2 protein-coding genes are annotated in these 18,233 nt (G+C 75.4%); both read right to left on the bottom strand.

Annotated elements, in window-relative coordinates; all coding sequences use genetic code 11:
- Positions 1 to 31: 31 nt before the first annotated feature.
- Positions 32 to 5,035: a type I polyketide synthase gene (locus ACFCLZ_RS04855; protein ID WP_380286078.1), complete on the bottom strand. Its 5,004-nt coding sequence runs from the start codon at positions 5,033 to 5,035 to the stop codon at positions 32 to 34.
- Positions 5,032 to 18,051: a type I polyketide synthase gene (locus ACFCLZ_RS04850; protein ID WP_380283414.1), complete on the bottom strand. Its 13,020-nt coding sequence runs from the start codon at positions 18,049 to 18,051 to the stop codon at positions 5,032 to 5,034. Before ACFCLZ_RS04850 ends, ACFCLZ_RS04855 begins: the two co-directional genes overlap by 4 nt.
- Positions 18,052 to 18,233 lie beyond the last annotated feature (182 nt).

The following is an 18,233-nucleotide window of genomic DNA, read 5'->3' as shown; positions in this document are numbered from 1 at the left end:
ACGGAAAGGCCGTGGGTGGGTGTGCGGTGGTTCATGCGATGTCGTCGAGTTCCAGGTCCAGCAGGTCGAACATCTCCTCGTCGGTGGCCGCATCGAGGTCGTCGACGGTGCCGTGCTCCCCGGAGGAGCCGGACCAGCTGCGCAGCAGGGACTGCAGGCGCTCGGACACCGCGGCGCGGGCGGCCTCGTCGGGGCCCATCGCCGTCAGTGACGCCTCCAGCCGGTCCAGTTCGGCGAGGACGGGCCCGGCGGGCGAGCCGCCGTCGGGCAGCAGTTCGGCGTCGAGGTGGGCGGCCAGCGCGGCGGCGGAGGGGTGGTCGAAGACCAGCGTGACCGGCAGCCGGAGCCCGGTGGCCACGCCCAGGCGGTTGCGCAGCTCCACCGCGGTGAGCGAGTCGAATCCCAGCTCCTTGAACGCCCGGTCGGCCTCGACGGCGGTGGAGTCGGGGTGGCCGAGGACGACGGCGGCCAGCGACCTGACCAGGTCGAGCAGCACCCGCTGCCGGTCCGCGCCGCCCAGCGCGGCGAGGCGCCGCAGCAGGGCCTCGGCGTCGTCGTGGTCCTCGCCCTCCGGGCCGGGGGCGGACGCGAGGGCCGCCCGGGCCTGCGGAAGGTCGCGCAGCAGGGGCAGCGGCCGGCCGGCGGTGAGTCCGGGCGCGAAGCGTTCCCAGTCGAGGTCGGCGACCACCTGGCACGGCTCGCCGCCGCCCACCGCCCGGAGCAGCGCGTCACCGGCCCGGTCGCCGGCCATCGGGGCCGCGCCGCGCCGCCGCAGCTGCTCCGCCACCGCCTCGTCGATCATCCCGCCGTCGGCGAGCGCGCTCCAGGCCACCGAGGTGGCGGCCAGCCCGTCCGCGTGGCGCTGGCGCGCGAGTGCGTCCAGGACGGCGTTCGCGGCGGCGTAGCTGCCCTGGCCGGCGGCGCCCACGGTGCCGGCGATGGAGGAGAAGAGCACGAACGCGGACAGGTCGCAGTCCTTGGTGAGTTCGTGCAGGTTCAGCGCCCCGGTCACCTTCGGCCGCAGGGTCCGGTCGGCCTCCTCGGCCGTCAGGGTGTCGAGGACGCCGTCGTCTAGGACGCCCGCGGCGTGCACCACTGCGGTCAGCGGCAGCTCCCTCGGCAGGGACTCCAGCAGGCCGGCGAGTGCGGCGCGGTCCGCGACGTCGCAGGCCGCGACCGTGACCCGGGCGCCGGACGCGGTGAGTTCGGCCGCCAGCTCCCCGGCGCCGGGTGCCGCGCTGCCGCGCCGGCCGACCAGCACCAGGTGCTCGGCGCCCTCCCGGGCCAGTCGGCGGGCCACCGCGGCGCCCGCGCCGCCCGTCCCGCCGGTGATCAGGACGGTGCCGCTCGGCTGCCAGCCGGCCGAGGGGGCCGGCGCGGCGGCGGCGCGCAGCAGTCGGCGGGCGAACACGCCCGCGCTCCGTATCGCGAGCTGGTCCTCGAACTCGTCGCCGCCCAAGCCGCCCACGCCGGCCACGCCGGCCTGACCGGCCAGCACGGCGGCCAGCCTGGCCACCGCCCGGTCGTCGAGGACCGCCGGCAGATCGACCAGACCGCCCCAGCGCTGCGGGGACTCCAGGCCGGCCACCGCGCCCAGCCCCCAGACGGCCGCCTGGGCGGGGCTGTCGAGCCGGTCGTCGGCGCCGGTCGACACCGCTCCCCGGGTCGCCGGCCACAGCGGCGCCTCGATCCCGCGGTCGCCCAGCGCCTGGACCAGCGTCAGGGTGAGGGCGAGCCCGGCGGGGACGGACGGGGCGCCGGGGCGGGGCGCCTCGTCGAGCGCGAGCAGCGAGAGCACCCCGGCGGGTGCCGTCGCGGTGCCCTCCAACGCCGCGCCGATCAGCCCGGCCAGGGCGGCGCGGTCCGTGCCGGTGGCGACCTCGACGGGCACGAGGTCCGCGCCGAGGCCGGCGAGGCCGGCGAGAACGGCCGCGGCCGGCTGGTCCGCGGTGTGTCCCGCCGGGACGGCGACCAGCCAGGTGCCGGCGAGCGGCGCGCCGGCCGGCTCGGGGAGCGGCCGCCAGCCGATCCGGTACCGCCAGGAGTCCAGCGCCGCGCCGTCCGTGCGCCGGCGGCGCCAGGCGGACAGCAGGGACAGCGCCGGGCGCAGCGCGGCGGCCGTACCGGCACCGGTATCGGTGTCGGTGCCGAGCAGGGTGCCGGTGCCGAACGTGGTGTCGCCGTCCAGGGCCGCGGCCAGCGCCGGGAGGTCCTCGCGCTCCACCGCCGCCCAGAAGGCGTCCTCCACCGGGTCCTGCGCGGTCGCGGACGCCGCGGCGGAGGTCTCCAGCCAGTAGCGCCGGTACTGGAAGGGATAGGTGGGCAGCTCCACGGCGCGGGTGCGCGGACCGGTGTGGACGGCCGACCAGTCGACCGCGGCACCGCGCACGTACGCCTGGCCCAGCGACAGCAGCATCCGGTCGGGGCCGCCCTCGTCGCGGCGCAGCGAACCGACGACGGCCGCCTCCGCGCCGACCGCCTCGATGGTCTCCTGCACGGCGAAGGCCAGGACGGGGTGGGGGCTCACCTCGACCAGGATCCGGTGGCCCGCGGCCAGGATCCGGCGGGTGGCCCGCTCCAGCTGGACCGTCTCGCGCAGGTTCCGGGCCCAGTACTCGGCGTCCAGGGCGGAGGTGTCGAGGGGCTCACCGGTGACCGTCGAGTAGAAGACCGTCTCGGACGGGCGGGGAGCGATCGGCGCGAGCAGCTCCAGCAGCCGGCCGTGGATCCGCTCCACCTGCCGCGAGTGCGAGGCGTAGTCGACGGGGATGATCCTCGCGCGGACGCCGTCGGACTCGCAGGACGCCAGCAGCTCGCGCAGCGCCCCGGGTTCGCCGGAGACCACCATCGAGCCGGGGCCGTTGACGGCGGCCAGCGACAGGCGCTCGCCCCACGGCGCCATCCGGGCGAGGAGCTCGTCCTGCGGCAGCGAGACGGACATCATCCCGCCGTCGCCGGACAGCGCCCGCAGCGCCTGGCTGCGCAGCGCCACCACCCGGGCGGCGTCCTCCAGCGACAGCGCGCCCGCCACGCACGCCGCGGCGATCTCGCCCTGGGAGTGGCCCGCCACGGCGGCGGGCTCCACGCCGTAGGAGCGCCACACGGCGGCGAGGGCCACCATCACCGAGAACAGCAGCGGCTGGACCACGTCCACGCGTTCCATCGAGGGCGCGCCCGGCACTCCCCGCAGCACCTCGGTCGGCGACCAGTCCACGAACGGCGCCAGGGCGCGTTCGCAGTCGGCCAGGCGCCGGGCGAACACCGGTGAGGAGTCGAGCAGTTCCACGGCCATGCCCGCCCACTGCGAGCCCTGGCCGGGGAACAGGAAGACCGGCCGGGTGGTGTTCACCGCGACGCCCTCGGCCAGCCCCGGGGCGGCGGCGCCGGCGGCGAGCGCGTCCAGGGCGGCGCGGAAGTCCTCGCGGGTGCGGCCGACGAGGACCGCGCGGCGTTCGAACGCGGAGCGGGTGTGCGCGAGCGCGGCCCCGAGCTCGGCCGGGTCGTCCTGCGGGTGGCGGTCCAGGTGCTGCCGCAGCTGCACGGCGCGGGCCCGCAGCGCGGCGTCGGTACGGCCGGACAGCGGCCACGCCAGCGGGCCCGGGGCCGTCGCGCCGGGGGTGACGGGTTCCGCGTCCTCCTCGGCCGGCGCCTGCTCCAGGATGACGTGCGCGTTGGTGCCGCTGACCCCGAACGCCGACACCGCGCCCCGGCGGGGGCGTCCCAGCTCCGGCCACGGGGTGGCCTCGCGGAGCAGCGACACGGCGCCGGCCGACCAGTCCACGTCGTGCGAGGGCTCGTCGATGTGGAGGCTCGCGGGCAGGACGCCCTGGCGGAGCGCCAGGACGGTCTTGATGATGCCCCCGACCCCGGCGGCCGCCTGGGTGTGGCCGATGTTGGACTTCAGCGAGCCGAGCCACAGCGGCTGACCGGCCGGGCGGCCCCGGCCGTAGGTGGCCAGCAGCGCCTGCGCCTCGATGGGGTCGCCGAGCCGGGTGCCGGTGCCGTGCGCCTCCACCATGTCGACGTCGGCCGCGGTCAGTTCGGCGGCGGCCAGCGCCTGCTGGATCACCCGCTGCTGGGCGGGGCCGTTGGGCGCGCTGAGTCCGTTGCTCGCGCCGTCCTGGTTGATCGCGCTGCCCCGGACGACCGCGAGCACCGGGTGCCCGTTGCGCCGCGCGTCCGACAGCCGCTCCAGCAGCACCATGCCCGCGCCCTCGCCCCAGCCGGTGCCGTCGGCGGCGGCGGCGAAGGCCTTGCAGCGGCCGTCGGGGGCCAGGCCGCGCTGACGGCTGAACTCGACGAAGACACCGGGGTTGGCCACGATCGCGGCGCCGCCCGCCAGGGCCAGCGAGCACTCGCCCCGGCGCAGCGACTGAACGGCCAGGTGGAGGGTCACCAGCGAGGACGAGCACGCGGTGTCCAGGGTGATCGCGGGGCCCTCCAGGCCGAGGGTGTAGGAGATCCGGCCGGAGGCCACGCTGGTCACGTTGCCGATCAGCAGGTGGCCCTCGACGCTCGGGTCCGCGACCGCGGGATCGCCCCCGTACTGGAAGGAGGTCGCGCCGACGAAGACGCCCGCGTTCTCCCCCTTCAGCGACAGCGGGTCGATCCCGGCGCGTTCGACGGCCTCCCAGGAGACCTCCAGGAGCAGCCGGTGCTGCGGGTCCATCGCCAGCGCCTCGCGCGGCGAGATCCCGAAGAAGGCCGGGTCGAACCGGCCGGCGTCGTAGAGGAAGCCGCCCTGGCGGGTGTTGCAGGTGCCGGAGGTGGCCGGGTCCGGGTCGTAGAGGCCGTCGAGGTCCCAGCCGCGGTCGGTGGGGAACGCGGAGACCGCGTCCCGGCCGGTGGCGACCAGCTCCCACAGGTCCTCGGGCGAGCGCACCCCGCCAGGGAAGCGGCAGCCCATGCCCACGATCGCGATCGGCTCCCGCTCCTTGTCCTGCACCTCCTGGAGGCGCTGGCGGGTGCGGTGCAGGTCGGTGCTGACCCGCTTGAGGTAGTCGAGAAGCTTCTCTTCTTGCTCGTTGGCCATCAGGACGCCCCGAAGTCGTTGTCGATCAGCTGGAAGATCTCGTCGGCGGAAGCGGTCAGCAGCTGCTCCTCGACCGAGGCCGAGGCGCCGCCCTGCGGGGTGCCGCCGTTGCCGCCGGTGCTTTCGAGCCGGGCCATCAGGCCCTGCAGACGGCTGGTGAGCCGCTCGCGGACGTCGCTGTCCGCGGTGATCTCCACCAGCGCCTCCTCCCACCGGTCCAGGTCGTCGAGGACGGCGTCGGCCGTCAGCGGCTGCGGCGGGAACAGCTCGGCCCGCAGGAACCGGGCGAGCGGAGCCGGGGCGGGATAGTCGAAGATCAGCGTGGCGGGCAGCGACAGCCCGGTGGCGGCGTTCAGCCGGTTGCGCAGCTCGACGGCCGTGAGCGAGTCGAACCCCAGCTCCTTGAAGGCGCGGTCGTCGGCGACCGCGTCGGGGGAGGAGTGGCCGAGGACGGCCGCGGTGTGCGTGCGCACCAGGTCCGTCAGGATCCGCTCCCGCTCCGCGTCCGGCAGGGCGGCCAGGCCGTCCGTCACGCTGCCGGCGCTCTCCCGCGCGGTGGCCTCCGGCTCCGCGGCGGCCTCCAACGCCCGCCGGACCTCCGGCAGTTCGTCGATGAGCGGGCGGCGGCGGGCGGCGGTGAAGCCCGGCACGAACCGGTCCCAGCGCACGTCGGCGAGGACCAGCGTCGTCTCCTGGCGGGCCAGCGCCCCGTGCAGGGCCGCCACCGTCAGGTCCGGCGCCATCGGCGGCAGGCCGCGGCGGCTCAGGTGCTCCTCCACGCCCTCGCCCTCGATCATGCCCTTGTCCGCCCAGGGGCCCCAGGCCACCGAGGTGGCCGCCAGGCCGCGGGCCCGGCGCTTCTCGGCGAGCGCGTCCAGGAAGGAGTTGGCCGCGGCGTAGGCGCCCTGCCCGCCGCTGCCCCAGGCGGCGGCGACGGACGAGAAGAGCACGAACGCCTCCAGACGGGGGCCGTCCAGGAGCTCGTCGAGGTGGACGGCCCCGGACACCTTGCCCTCGGCCATCGCCGCGAAGTCGGCCGGCGTGCTGTCGGCGAGCTGCTGGAAGTGGACCACCCCGGCGGCGTGGAACACCGCGCGAACCGGCGAGCCCTCGGCCTCCAGGCCGTCCAGCAGCGCGGCCAGCGCCGCCCGGTCCGCGACGTCGCACGCGGCGACCGTCACCCGGGCGCCCAGGCCCCGCAGTTCGGCCGCGAGGTCCTCCGCCCCCGGCGCCGCCGAACCGCGCCGGCTGGTGAGCACCAGGTGCTCGGCCCCGGTGCGGGCCAGCCAGCGGGCCACCTGGGCACCCAGGCCGCCGGTGCCGCCGGTGATGAGGACGGTGCCGCCGGGCTGCCACTTGACCTCGTCGGCCGGCGCGCCCAGCGGGGCGTGCACCAGCCGTCGGACGAAGACGCCCGCGGTGCGCACCGCCAACTGGTCCTCGTCGCCCGCCGCGGCGAGGACCCCGGCCAGCCGGGCCGCGGCGCGCTCGTCGACGACGGCGGGCAGATCGACCAGACCGCCCCAGCGCTCGGGGTGCTCCAGGCCGACCACGCGCCCCAGGCCCCACACGGTGGCCTGCTCGGGACGGTCGACGGGGTCGGTCGGGCTCACCGAGACGGCGGCGCGGGTCGCGAGCCACAGGGGGCAGGGGATCCGCGCGTCCCCGAGCGCCTGCACCAGGGCCAGGTTCAGTGCCAGGCCGTGCGGCAGGACCGGGTGCCGCGGGTCCGGCCCGTCGGCGAAGGCGAGCAGGGACAGCACGCCCGCCGGTGCCTCGCCGGCCGCGGCCTCCCGCAGCCGTGCGGCGACCGCGTCGCGACCGCCCTCGGCCAGCTCGACGGTGATCGTCCGCGCTCCGCGCTCCGCCAGGGCGCGCAGGACGGCGGCGTGCGCGTCGGCGCCGGATCCCGGCGCCGCTGGAACGGCCACCAGCCAGGTGCCGGACAGCGTGCCGCGCGGCTCGGTGGCCACCGGGTGCCAGGCGATCCGGTACCGCCACGCTTCCAGGGCGGCCCGGTCGTTCTGCCGGCGGTGCCAGGAGGACAGCAGGGGCACCATGTCGCTCAGCGGCGTGGCGGGGTCGACCTCCAGCATCGCCGCCAGCGCGTCCAGGTCCTGGTGCTCGACCGCCTCCCAGAACCGCCCGTCCACGGCGGCGGACGGCGACGCGGACGCGAGGTCGTGCGCTCCGGCCGTCGGCGCGTCGGCGACGGCGGGCGTCGCGAACCAGTAGCGGTCGCGTTGGAAGGCGTAGGTGGGCAGGTCGACGCGGTGGGCGCCGGGGAAGACGGTGGTCCAGTCGACGGTGAGGCCGGTGGTGTGCAGGCGGGCGAGCGCCGTGATCGCGGATTCCTCTTCGGGGCGGTCCTTGCGGAGGAGGGGGATGAACTCGCCCTCGGCGACGCAGCTTTGGCCCATGGCGGTGAGGACGGCGGCCGGGCCGAGCTCGACGTAGCGGGTGACGCCGCGAGCGTTCAGGGTCGTCATGCCGTCGTGGAAGCGGACGGATTCGCGGACGTGGCGCACCCAGTAGTCGGGTGAGCAGACGAGTTCGGGGGAGGCGATGTCGCCGGTGACGTTGGAGATGAGGGTGATCGTGGGCTGGTGGTAGTCGAGGCCTTGGGCGATCTGGCGGAACTCCTCCAGCATGGGTTCCATGAGGGGGGAGTGGAAGGCGTGGCTGACGCGCAGGCGGGTGGACTTCCAGCCGCCCGCTTCGACGATGGCCAGGACCGCTTCCTCGTCTCCGGAGATGACGGTGGAGGTGGGGCCGTTGAGGGCGGCGATGGAGACACGGTCCTCGTGACCCGCCAGGAACGGCAGGACGTCGTCCTCGGAGGCGATGACGGAGACCATGGCGCCGCCGCTGGGCAGGGCCTGCATCAGGCGGCCGCGGGCGGCCACCAGCGCACAGGCGTCGGCGAGTGACCACACGCCCGCGACGTGGGCGGCGGCGAGTTCACCGACGGAGTGGCCGACGAGGAAGTCGGCGCGTATGCCCCAGGATTCGACCAGGCGGTAGAGCGCGACCTCGATCGCGAACAGTGCGACCTGCGCGTATCCGGTGCCCTCCAGCGCGTCGGCGTCGGAGGAGACGACCTCGCGCAGCGGACGGTCCAAGTACCCGTCGGCCACCGTGCACACTTCGTCGAACGCGGCGGCGAACACCGGGAACGCCGCGTGCAACTCCTGCCCCATGCCGAGTCGTTGGGCGCCCTGGCCGGTGAAAAGGAACGCCGTCAGGCCGTCGACCACCTGAGTGCCGGCAGCGTCCTCCAGAGCGCTCAGCAGTTCCTCGATGCTGCGCCCGACGACTGCCGCGCGGTGCTCGAAGGCGGTCCGGCCGGTCGCCAGCGAGTAGCCCACGTCCACCGGCGACAGCTCGGGTGAGGCGGCGACGTGCTCGCGCAACTGCTCGGCCTGCGCCCGCAGTGCCGCCGCCGTCTTGCCGGACAGCACCCACGGGACCACGGGACCGCTGCCAGGTGCGGTGGTGGGCTCGTCGGCAGTCTCGGGGGCCTGCTCCACGATGGCGTGCGCGTTGGTGCCGCTGATTCCGAACGCCGATACGCCGGCCCGGCGCGGGGCGCCGGTCTGCGGCCAGGGTCGGGCCTCGGTCAGCAGCTCGACGGCGCCGGCCGACCAGTCGACGTGCGGCGACGGCTCGTTGACGTGCAGGGTCGCGGGCAGCAGGCCGTGCCGCAGTGCCATCACCATCTTGATGACTCCGGCGACGCCGGACGCGGCCTGGGTGTGACCGATGTTGGACTTCAGGGCGCCCAGCCACAGCGGCCGGTCGGTCGGCCGCCCCTGGCCGTAGGTCGCGAGCAGGGCGCCGGCCTCGATCGGGTCGCCCAGTGTGGTGCCCGTACCGTGCGCCTCCACCGCGTCGACCTGCTCGGGCGTCAGCCCCGCGTTCGCCAGAGCGGCCCGGATCACCCGCTGCTGGGCGGGGCCGTTGGGCGCACTCAGCCCGTTGCTGGCGCCGTCCTGGTTGATCGCGCTGCCGCGGAGCACGGCGAGCACCTGGTGGCCGTTGCGCCGCGCGTCGGACAGCCGCTCCAGCAGGACCATCCCGGCGCCCTCGGACCAGCTCGTCCCGTCGGCGGCCGCGGAGAACGCCTTGGAACGGCTGTCGCGGGCCAGTCCGCGCTGCCGGCTGAACTCGATGAAGAGGCTGGGGGTGGACATCACGGTGACACCGCCGGCCAGCGCCATCGAGCACTCGCCCCGCCGCAGCGACTCCGCCGCCAGGTGCAGCGCCACCAGCGACGACGAGCAGGCCGTGTCCACCGTCACCGCCGGACCCTCCAGGCCCATGGCGTAGGCGATGCGGCCGGAGACCACGCTGGCGGCCTTGCCGGTCAGCAGGTAGCCCTCCAGGTCCTCGGGCAACTGCCGCAGGTGCGAGGCGTAGTCCTGCCCGTTGGTGCCGATGAACACGCCCGTCGGCGTTCCGCGCCGGGCGGCGGGGTCGATGCCCGCGCGCTCCACGACCTCCCAGGAGGTCTCCAGCAGCAGCCGCTGCTGGGGGTCCATCGCCAGCGCCTCACGCGGCGAGATCCCGAAGAACTCCGGGTCGAAGTCGTAGGCGTCGTAGAGGAACCCGCCCTCCTTGGCGTAGGTCTTGCCGCGCTGGTCCGGGTTGGGGTCGTAGAGGTCCTCGACGTTCCAGTTCCGGTCGGTGGGGAAGGTGGAGATCACGTCGCCGCCGTCGACCACCAGCCGCCACAGGTCCTCCGGGCTGCGCACGCCGCCGGGCAGGCGGCAGCTCATCGCGACGATGGCGATCGGGTCGTCGTCCGGGGCGGCGGCCGGGCGCGTCGCCGGGGCGGCCGCGGCGTCCGGCTCCCCGAGGGCCGCGGTGCGGATGTGCGCGGAGAGCGTCTCGGGGGTCGGGTAGTCGAACAGCAGGCTGGTCGGCAGCCGCAGCCCGGTGGCGGTGTTCAGCCGGTTGCGCAGTTCCACCGCGGTCAGCGAGTCGAAGCCGACCTCGCGGAACGCCCGGGCCGGGGAGATCGCCTCCGCGGATCCGTGTCCGAGGACGGCCGCGGCGTGGGAGCGCACCAGGTCCAGCAGGAACCGGTCGCGCTCCGGCCCGGGCAGTCCCGCCAGCTGCTGGGCCAGCGAGGAGGCGCCGGAGTCGGCGAGGCCCTGCGCCGCCCGCCGGTTCGGCGTCCGGACCAGGCCCCGGAACAGGTGGGGCACGGGCCGGGTGTCGGCCTGGGCCCGCAGCGCCGCCAGGTCCGTGCGGGCCGGGACGAGTGCGGCGTCGCCGATCGCGAGGGCGGTGTCGAACAGGTCCATGCCCTCCGCCGAGGGCATGGCGGCGATGCCGGACCGGGCCATCCGCTGCACATCGGTGTCGTCCAGGTGGACGCTCATGGTGCTGCGCTCGACCCACAGGCCCCAGGCCAGCGACTGGCCGGCCAGGCCGGCGGCGCGGCGGCGGCGGGCCAGGGCGTCGAGGAACGCGTTGGCCGCGGCGTAGTTCGCCTGTCCGGCGCCGCCGATGGTGGCGACGACGGAGGAGTACAGCACGAAGGCGGTCAGGTCCAGGCCGGCGGTCAGCTCGTGCAGGTTCGCCGCCGCGTCCACCTTGGGCCGCAGGACGGCGTCGACCCGCTCCGGGGTCAGGGCAGCGACGACGCCGTCGTCCAGCACACCGGCCGTGTGGATCACCGCGCTCAGCGGGTGCCCGGCGGGCACGCGGGCCAGCAGCTCCGCGAGCGCCGCGCGGTCCGCGACGTCGCACGCGGCCACCGTCACCGAGGCGCCGGCGGCGCCCAGTTCGGAGCGCAGCTCCGCCGCGCCCGCGGCGTCGGGCCCGCGGCGGCTGGTCAGCAGCAGGTGCCGCACGCCGTACTCGGTCACCAGGTGGCGGGCCGCCAGGGCGCCCAGCGTCCCGGTGCCGCCGGTGATCAGCACGGTGCCGTCGGGGTCGAACGACGGCCGGACGGCCGGGGCGTCGGCCGGGACCCGGGCGAGCCGGGGAACGAGCACGGCGCCGTCGCGGACGGCGAGCTGGGGCTCGCCGGAGGCCAGCGCGGCCGGAAGCGCGCGCAGCGACTCCGGGGCCGCGTCGAGGTCCACCAGCACGAACCGGTCCGGCTCCTCGGTCTGCGCCGAGCGGATCAGCCCCCACAGCGCGGCGTGGGCCGGGTCGGGCACGTCCTCGTCGGGAGCGGCCGCGACGGCGCCCCGGGTCACGAACACCAGCCGGGAGGAGGCGAGCCGCTCGTCGGAGAGCCAGCGCTGGGCGAGCGCCAGGGCCCGGTGCGTGACGTCCCGTACGGCGTCCGCGGTGTCCGCGGCGGTGCCGTGCGGCGGGGTGCAGGCGACCAGCACCGCGTCCGGCACGTCGGTGGGCTCCGCCTCCGGGTCGAAGGCCGGCAGGTTGAGGGCGGGGCGCAGCGCGAGGCCGTCGTCACCGAGGACCGCCCACCGGCGGGAGCCCGGGGACCCGCCGCCGCGCACCGGGCTCCACGTCACGCGCAGCAGCGACGGGTGGAACGCGGGACGGCCGCTCCGGACCTCCTCCGGGCGCGTCGCGCGCAGCGCCACCTCGCCGATGGCCGCCACGGGCCGGCCGGTCGGGTCGGCGAGCGCGACGGACATCCCGTCGGGGCCGGTGGGGGTGAGCCGGGCGCGCAGGGCGGACGCACCGGTCGCGTGGAGCGTGACGTCCTTCCAGGCGAACGCCAGCCGGGCGTCGTGGTCCGCGCCCGCGGCACCGTCCTCGCGGCCGATCGCGTCCGCCGCGCCCACGGCGGCCTCCAGCAACGCCGGGTGCAGGCCGAACAGGGCGGCTTCGCCCGCAGTGTCCTCGGTCAGGGCGAGCTCGGCGTACACCTCGTCGCCGAGCCGCCACAGGGCGGTGATCCCGTCCGTCCCCGGGCCCTCCGCCGGGACGGCGCCGGGCGGCGGCCAGGCCGTCAGGTCGAACGGCTCGGCCGTGCCGGCGGCGGCCGCGAGGAGGCCGGTGGCGTGCCGCTGCCAGGGCTGGTCAGCCTCGGCCCGCTCCGGCCGCGCGAACACCTCGAAGGTCCGCCGGTCGTCCTCGGCCGCGCCGAGGCGGACCTGGATCACCACCGCACCCTGGGCGGGAAGGGCCAGCGGGGCCTCGACGAGCAGTTCCTCGATCCGCTCGTACCCGAGGTGGTCCCCCGCGCGGACGGCGAGTTCGACGAAGGCGCCGCCCGGCAGCACCGGGGTGCCCAGCGCCGTGTGGTGGGCGAGCCAGGGATGCGTCCGCACGGACAGGCGGCCGGTGAACAGGTGGTCGTCCGCCCCGGCGAGGGCGACCGCGGCGCCGAGCAGCGGGTGGTCGGCCGGCTCCAGGCCCACCGACGACACGTCACCGCTCGGAGCGGGCCGGGAGAGCCAGTACAGCTCGCGCTGGAAGGCGTAGGTCGGCAGCTCCACCCGCCGCGCGCCGTGCCCGGCGAAGACCGTCGCCCAGTCGGGTTCGATCCCCTGGACCTGGGCCTGCGCGAGGGAGGCGACGAAGCGCCGCGCCCCGCCCTCCTCGCGGCGCAGCGTGCCCACGGTCGCGATCCCGGTGCCGGCCTCCTCGGCGATCTCCTGGAGCGCCGTCAACAGCACCGGGTGCGGGCTGCATTCGACGAAGCCGGTGAAGCCCGCGGCCATCAGCGCCCGCGCGGCCTGCTCGAAGTCGACCGTGTCGCGGATGTTCCGGTACCAGTACCCGGTGTCCAGCTCGCGGGTGTCCAGCCGCTCGCCGGTCACGGTGGAGAAGAACGGGACGGCGGAGGCCGTCGGCGCCACCGTCCGCAGCCCCTCCAGCATGCGGTCGCGCAGGACGTCCACCTGGGCGGAGTGGCCGGCGGTGTCGACGCCGCGGATCCGGCGGGCCTGGACCCCCTCGGCCTCCAGCGCGGCCAGCAGCTCGTCGAGCGCCCCGGGGTCGCCCGAGACGGTCACGAACCTCGGGCCGTTGACGGCGGCGATCGACAGCCGGTCGGACCAGCGGGCGATGCGCTCGCGGGCCTCGTCGGCGGGCAGGGACACGGCCGTCATGCCGCCCTTGCCGGTGAGCTCCGACCACAGCCGGCTGCGCAGGGCCACGATGCGGGCCGCGTCCTCCAGCGTCAGAGCGCCGGCGACGTACGCCGCGGCGATCTCGCCCTGGGAGTGCCCGACCACGGCCGCGGGTTCGATCCCGTACGACCGCCACACGGCCGCCAGCGACACCATCACCGCGAACAGCGTCGGCTGGATCACGTCGATGCGGTCCAGCGAGGGCGCGTCCGGCTCGCCGTGCAGCACGGCCGGCAGCGACCAGTCGATGAACGGCTCGAACGCCTCGGCGCACGCCCGCAGCTGCTCGGCGAAGACCGGGGAGTCCTGCCACAGCTGCTGCGCCATGCCGAGCCACTGCGAGCCCTGGCCGGGGAAGACGAAGGCGACCTTGCGCCGCTCGCCGCCGGTGGCCTGCACCAGGTCGGGCACGGTCGCGCCGTCCGCCAGCGCGTCGAGCCCCTGGAGGAAGCCCGCGCGGTCGTCGGCGACGATCGCGGCGCGGTGCGAGAACGCGGTGCGCGTGGTGGCGAGGGAGTACCCGAGGTCGGCGAGCCCGGCGGCGGGGTGGGCCGTGAGGTGTGCGCGCAGCCGCTCGGCCTGGGCGCGCAGCGCCTGGTCCGTCCGGCCGGAGAGCGTCCACGGGAGCGGGCCGGGGAGGGTGCCCTCAGGCTCCGCGTCCGCCGGGGCGGGGCCGGTGTCCTGCGGGGCCTGCTCGATGATGGCGTGGGCGTTGGTGCCGCTGATCCCGAAGGAGGAGACGCCGGCCCGCCTCGGGCGCCCGGTCGCCGGCCACGGCGTCGCGTCGGTCAGCAGCCGTACCGCGCCCGACTCCCAGTCCACGTGCGGGGAGGGCTCGTCGACGTGCAGGGTCTGCGGCAGCAGGCCGTGGCGGATGGCCATCACCATCTTGATCACCCCGGCCACCCCGGCCGCCGCCTGGGGGTGGGCGAAGTTGGACTTCAGCGAGCCGAGCCACAGGGGCTGCCCGTCCGACCGGTCCTGGCCGTAGGTCGCGAGCAGCGCCCCGGCCTCGATCGGGTCGCCGAGGGCGGTGCCCGTTCCGTGCGCCTCGACGGCGTCCACGTCCCGGGTGGACAGGCCCGCGTCCGTGAGCGCCGCCCGGATCACCCGCTGCTGCGAGGGTCCGTGCGGGGCGGTCAGACCGTTGCTCGCACCGTCCTGGTTGACGGCGCTGCCGCGGATCACGGCGAGCACCTGGTGGCCGTTGCGCCGGGCGTCGGACAGCCGCTCCAGCAGGATCATGCCGGCGCCCTCGCCCCAGCCGGTGCCGTCCGCCTGCGCGGAGAAGGCCTTGCAGCGGCCGTCGGCGGAGAGCGCCTTCTGCCGGCTGAGCTCGACGAAGATGCCGGGGCTGGACATCACGGTGACACCGCCGGCCAGCGCCAGGGAGCACTCGCCCCGGCGCAGCGACTGGGCGGCCAGGTGGATGGCCGTCAGGGAGGCCGAGCACGCGGTGTCCACCGAGACGGCGGGGCCTTCGAGACCGAGGGTGTAGGAGATCCGGCCGGAGATGACGCTGGTCGTGCTGCCGGTCAGCAGGTAGCCCTCGTACCCCTCCGACGGCTCCTCCATCCGGGGCCCGTAGTCCTGGGGCATGGCGCCGACGAACACCCCGCAGCGGCTGCCCTTCAGCGACGCGGGCCGGATGCCCGCGCGCTCCAGGACCTCCCAGGAGGTCTCCAGCAGCAGCCGCTGCTGGGGGTCCATGGCCTGGGCCTCGCGGGGGCTGATGCCGAAGAAGGCGGGGTCGAACCAGCCCGCGTCGTGGAGGAAGCCGCCTTCCCGGACGTAGCTCTTGCCCTGCTTGGACGGGTCGGGGTCGTACAGGTCCGCCAGGTCCCAGCCGCGCTCGGTGGGGAATCCCGCCACGACGTCGTGGCCGGCGGCGACCACCTCCCACAGGTCCTCGGGGGTCCGTACGCCACCCGGGAGCCGGCAGCTCATCGAGACGATCGCGATCGGGTCGTGATCGCCTCCGGCGCCGGCGGGCGGGCGGGGGGAGTCGGGGAGGTCGAAGGTGCGGCCTCGCGCGTCGAGCTCCACGGCGGACGAACGGATGCGGCGGGCCAGGGCGGCGGGCGTGGGGTGGTCGAAGAGGGCCGTGCCGGGCAGCCGCAGTCCGGTGGCGGCGTTCAGCCGGTTGCGCAGTTCGACCGAGCTGATCGAGTCGAAGCCCAGCTCCTTGAAGGCCCGGTCCGTGTCGATCGCGCCGGGCGTGGTGTGGCCGAGGACGAACGCGGCGTACGTGCGGACGAGTTCCTCGGCGGCCTCCTGCTGCTCGGCCTCGTCGGGGAGGGCGGCCAGGCGGTCGCGCCAGGTGGAGGGCTCCTCGGTGCCGGCGGCGTCGAGCTCGGGGATCGGGGTGTCGAGCCAGTAGCGGTCGCGCTGGAAGGCGTAGGTGGGCAGGTCGACGCGGTGGGCGCCGGGGAAGACGGGGTCCCAGTCGACGGTGAGGCCGGTGGCGTGGAGGCGGCCCAGCGCGGTGATCGCGGACTCTTCCTCGGGGCGGTCCTTGCGGAGGACGGCGATGAACTCGCCGTCCTGGACGCAGGACTGGCCCATGGTGGTGAGGACGGCGTTGGGGCCGAGTTCGAGGTAGCGGGTGACGCCGTGCGCGTTCAGGGTGGTCATGCCGTCGTGGAAGCGGACGGATTCGCGGACGTGGCGCACCCAGTAGTCCGGCGAGCAGACGAGTTCCGCGGAGGCGATGTCGCCGGTGACGTTGGAGATGAGGGTGATCGTGGGTTCGTGGTACTCCAGGCCCTGGGCGATCTGGCGGAACTCCTCCAGCATCGGCTCCATCAAGGGGGAGTGGAAGGCGTGGCTGACCCGCAGGCGAGTGGACTTCCAGCCGCCCGCTTCGGCGATGGCCAGGACCGCTTCCTCGTGGCCGGAGATGACGGTGGAGGTGGGGCCGTTGAGGGCGGCGATGGAGACACGGTCCTCGCGACCTCCCAGGAACGGGAGGACGTCGTCCTCGGAGGCGATGACGGAGACCATGGCACCGTCGCTGGGCAGGGCCTGCATGAGGCGGCCGCGGGCGGCCACCAGCGCGCAGGCGTCGGCGAGCGACCACACACCCGCGACATGGGCGGCGGCGAGTTCGCCGACCGAGTGCCCGACGAGGAAGTCGGCGCGCACGCCCCAGGATTCGACCAGGCGGTAGAGCGCGACCTCGATCGCGAACAGCGCGACCTGCGCGTATCCGGTGCCCTCCAGCGCGTCGGCGTCGGAGGAGACGACCTCGCGCAGCGGACGGTCGAGATGGTCGTCGAGAACGGCGCAGACCTCGTCGAACGCGGCGGCGAACACCGGGAACGCCGCGTACAACTCCTGGCCCATGCCGACCCGCTGCGCGCCCTGGCCCGTGAACAGGAAGGCGGTCGGCCCATCGGTGACCCGCGTGCCCGTCGCGTCTTCGGAGGCCAAGTCCTCCAGAGCGCGGAGCAGTTCGTCGCGATCGCGCCCGACCGCCGTGGCCCGGTGCCCGAAGGCGGTGCGGCCGGTCGCCAGCGAGTGGCCGACATCCATCGGCGACAGCTCCGGCGAGGCCGCCACGTACTCGCGCAGCCGCGAGGCCTGGGCCCGCAGCGCCGCCGCCGACCTGCCCGACACGACCCACGGGACCACGGAGCCGCTGCCGGGTGCCGCGGCGGGCTGCTCCGCCTCCGGCCAACTGGACAGCACCACATGGCAGTTGCTGCCGCCCATGCCGAACGAGCTGACGCCGGCGATCAGCGGTCCGCCGTCGGGGCGGTTCCACGCCTCGCGCTCGGTCTGCACCCGGAGGTTCAAGGCGTCCAGCGCGATGGCGGGGTTGGGCGTCTCGAAGTTGAGGCTGGGCGGCAGTTCGGCGTGGTGGAGGGAGAGGACGGCCTTCAGCAGGCCGGTGATGCCGGCCGCGCCTTCCAGGTGGCCGACGTTGGTCTTGGCGGAGCCGACCCGCAGCGGGTCGTCGGCGGGCCGGGCCGCGCCCAGCACCGCTCCGAGGGCCGCCGCCTCGATCGGGTCGCCGACCCTGGTGCCGGTGCCGTGCAGCTCCACGTACCGCACCTCGGCGGGGGCGACCCCGGAGAGCCGGTAGGCCTCGCGCAGGACCTCTTCCTGCCCGGCCCGGTCGGGCGTGGTCAGGTTGAGGCCGCCGCCGTCGTTGTTCGTGGCCGAGCCGTGGATCAGGCAGTAGACCCGGTCGCCGTCGGCGACCGCCCGGGAGAGCGGCTTGAGGACCACGAGGGCGCCGCCCTCGCCCCGGACGTATCCGTTGGCCCGGGCGTCGAAGGTGTGGCACCGGCCGTCGGGGGAGAGGGCGCCGAACGTCGAGGCGCCGGCGAAGCTCTCGGGGGCGAGGTTGAGGTTGACGCCGCCGGCCAGGGCGAGGTGCGACTCTCCGCGCCGCAGGCTGTCGCAGGCCAGGTGGACGGCGACCAGCGACGAGGACTGGCCCGTGTCCACGACCAGGCTGGGGCCGCGCAACCCGAGGGTGTGGGAGAGACGGTTGGCGATGATGCTGCGCTGCAGTCCGGTCAGCGAGTGCTGGGTGAGGGCCGGCAGGCCCAACTGGTGCTGGAGGGCCGCGTAGTCGTCCGCGATGGCGCCGACGAAGACGCCGGTGCGGCTTCCCGTCAGGGCGGCCGGGACGGTACCCGCGTCCTCCAGCACCTCCCAGCCCAGTTCGAGCACGAGCCGTTGCTGCGGGTCCATGGCGGCGGCTTCGCGTGGCGATATCCCGAAGAATTCCGGGTCGAACCGGTCGACCTGCCCGATGAATCCGCCGCGGCTGGTTTCCGGGTCGGCTCCGGTGATCCAGGAACGGTCCCCGGGTATTCCGGTAATGGCTTCGACGCCATTGCGCAGAAGTGTCCAGAATTCGTCCGGATCGGTCGCGCCCGGAAGGCGGCAGGCCAATCCGACGACGGCGATCGGATCGTTGTGCATCTCGGTGTTCCCAGACATCGCGACTCGGATCGCCTCTCCGCAGGAAATCAAATGCGCAAGTGAGATCGGGCAGTTGGAGCTGATGGGAGGCTATCGCGCGCGGGAGGGGCCGGGCAGCCCCTAGGTTCCCGAATGCGACCCCTACCGTATGCGCATCATTGCGGGAGTGTTGCCCGGGCTCCCCGCCGCCCGTAATTCTC

Origin of the sequence: Kitasatospora purpeofusca, assembly GCF_042691725.1 — a bacterium.
GTDB classification, from domain to species: Bacteria; Actinomycetota; Actinomycetes; order Streptomycetales; family Streptomycetaceae; genus Kitasatospora; species Kitasatospora purpeofusca_B.
The sequence above is the reverse complement of the archived record's forward strand: the minus strand, read 5'-3'. Positions and strand labels throughout refer to the sequence as shown.

What these genes read in the sequence shown, in the direction of transcription:
- ACFCLZ_RS04850 (WP_380283414.1), bottom strand. Translation starts at nt 18,051, where the DNA reads ATGTCTGGGAACACCGAGATGCACAACGATCCGATCGCCGTCGTCGGA.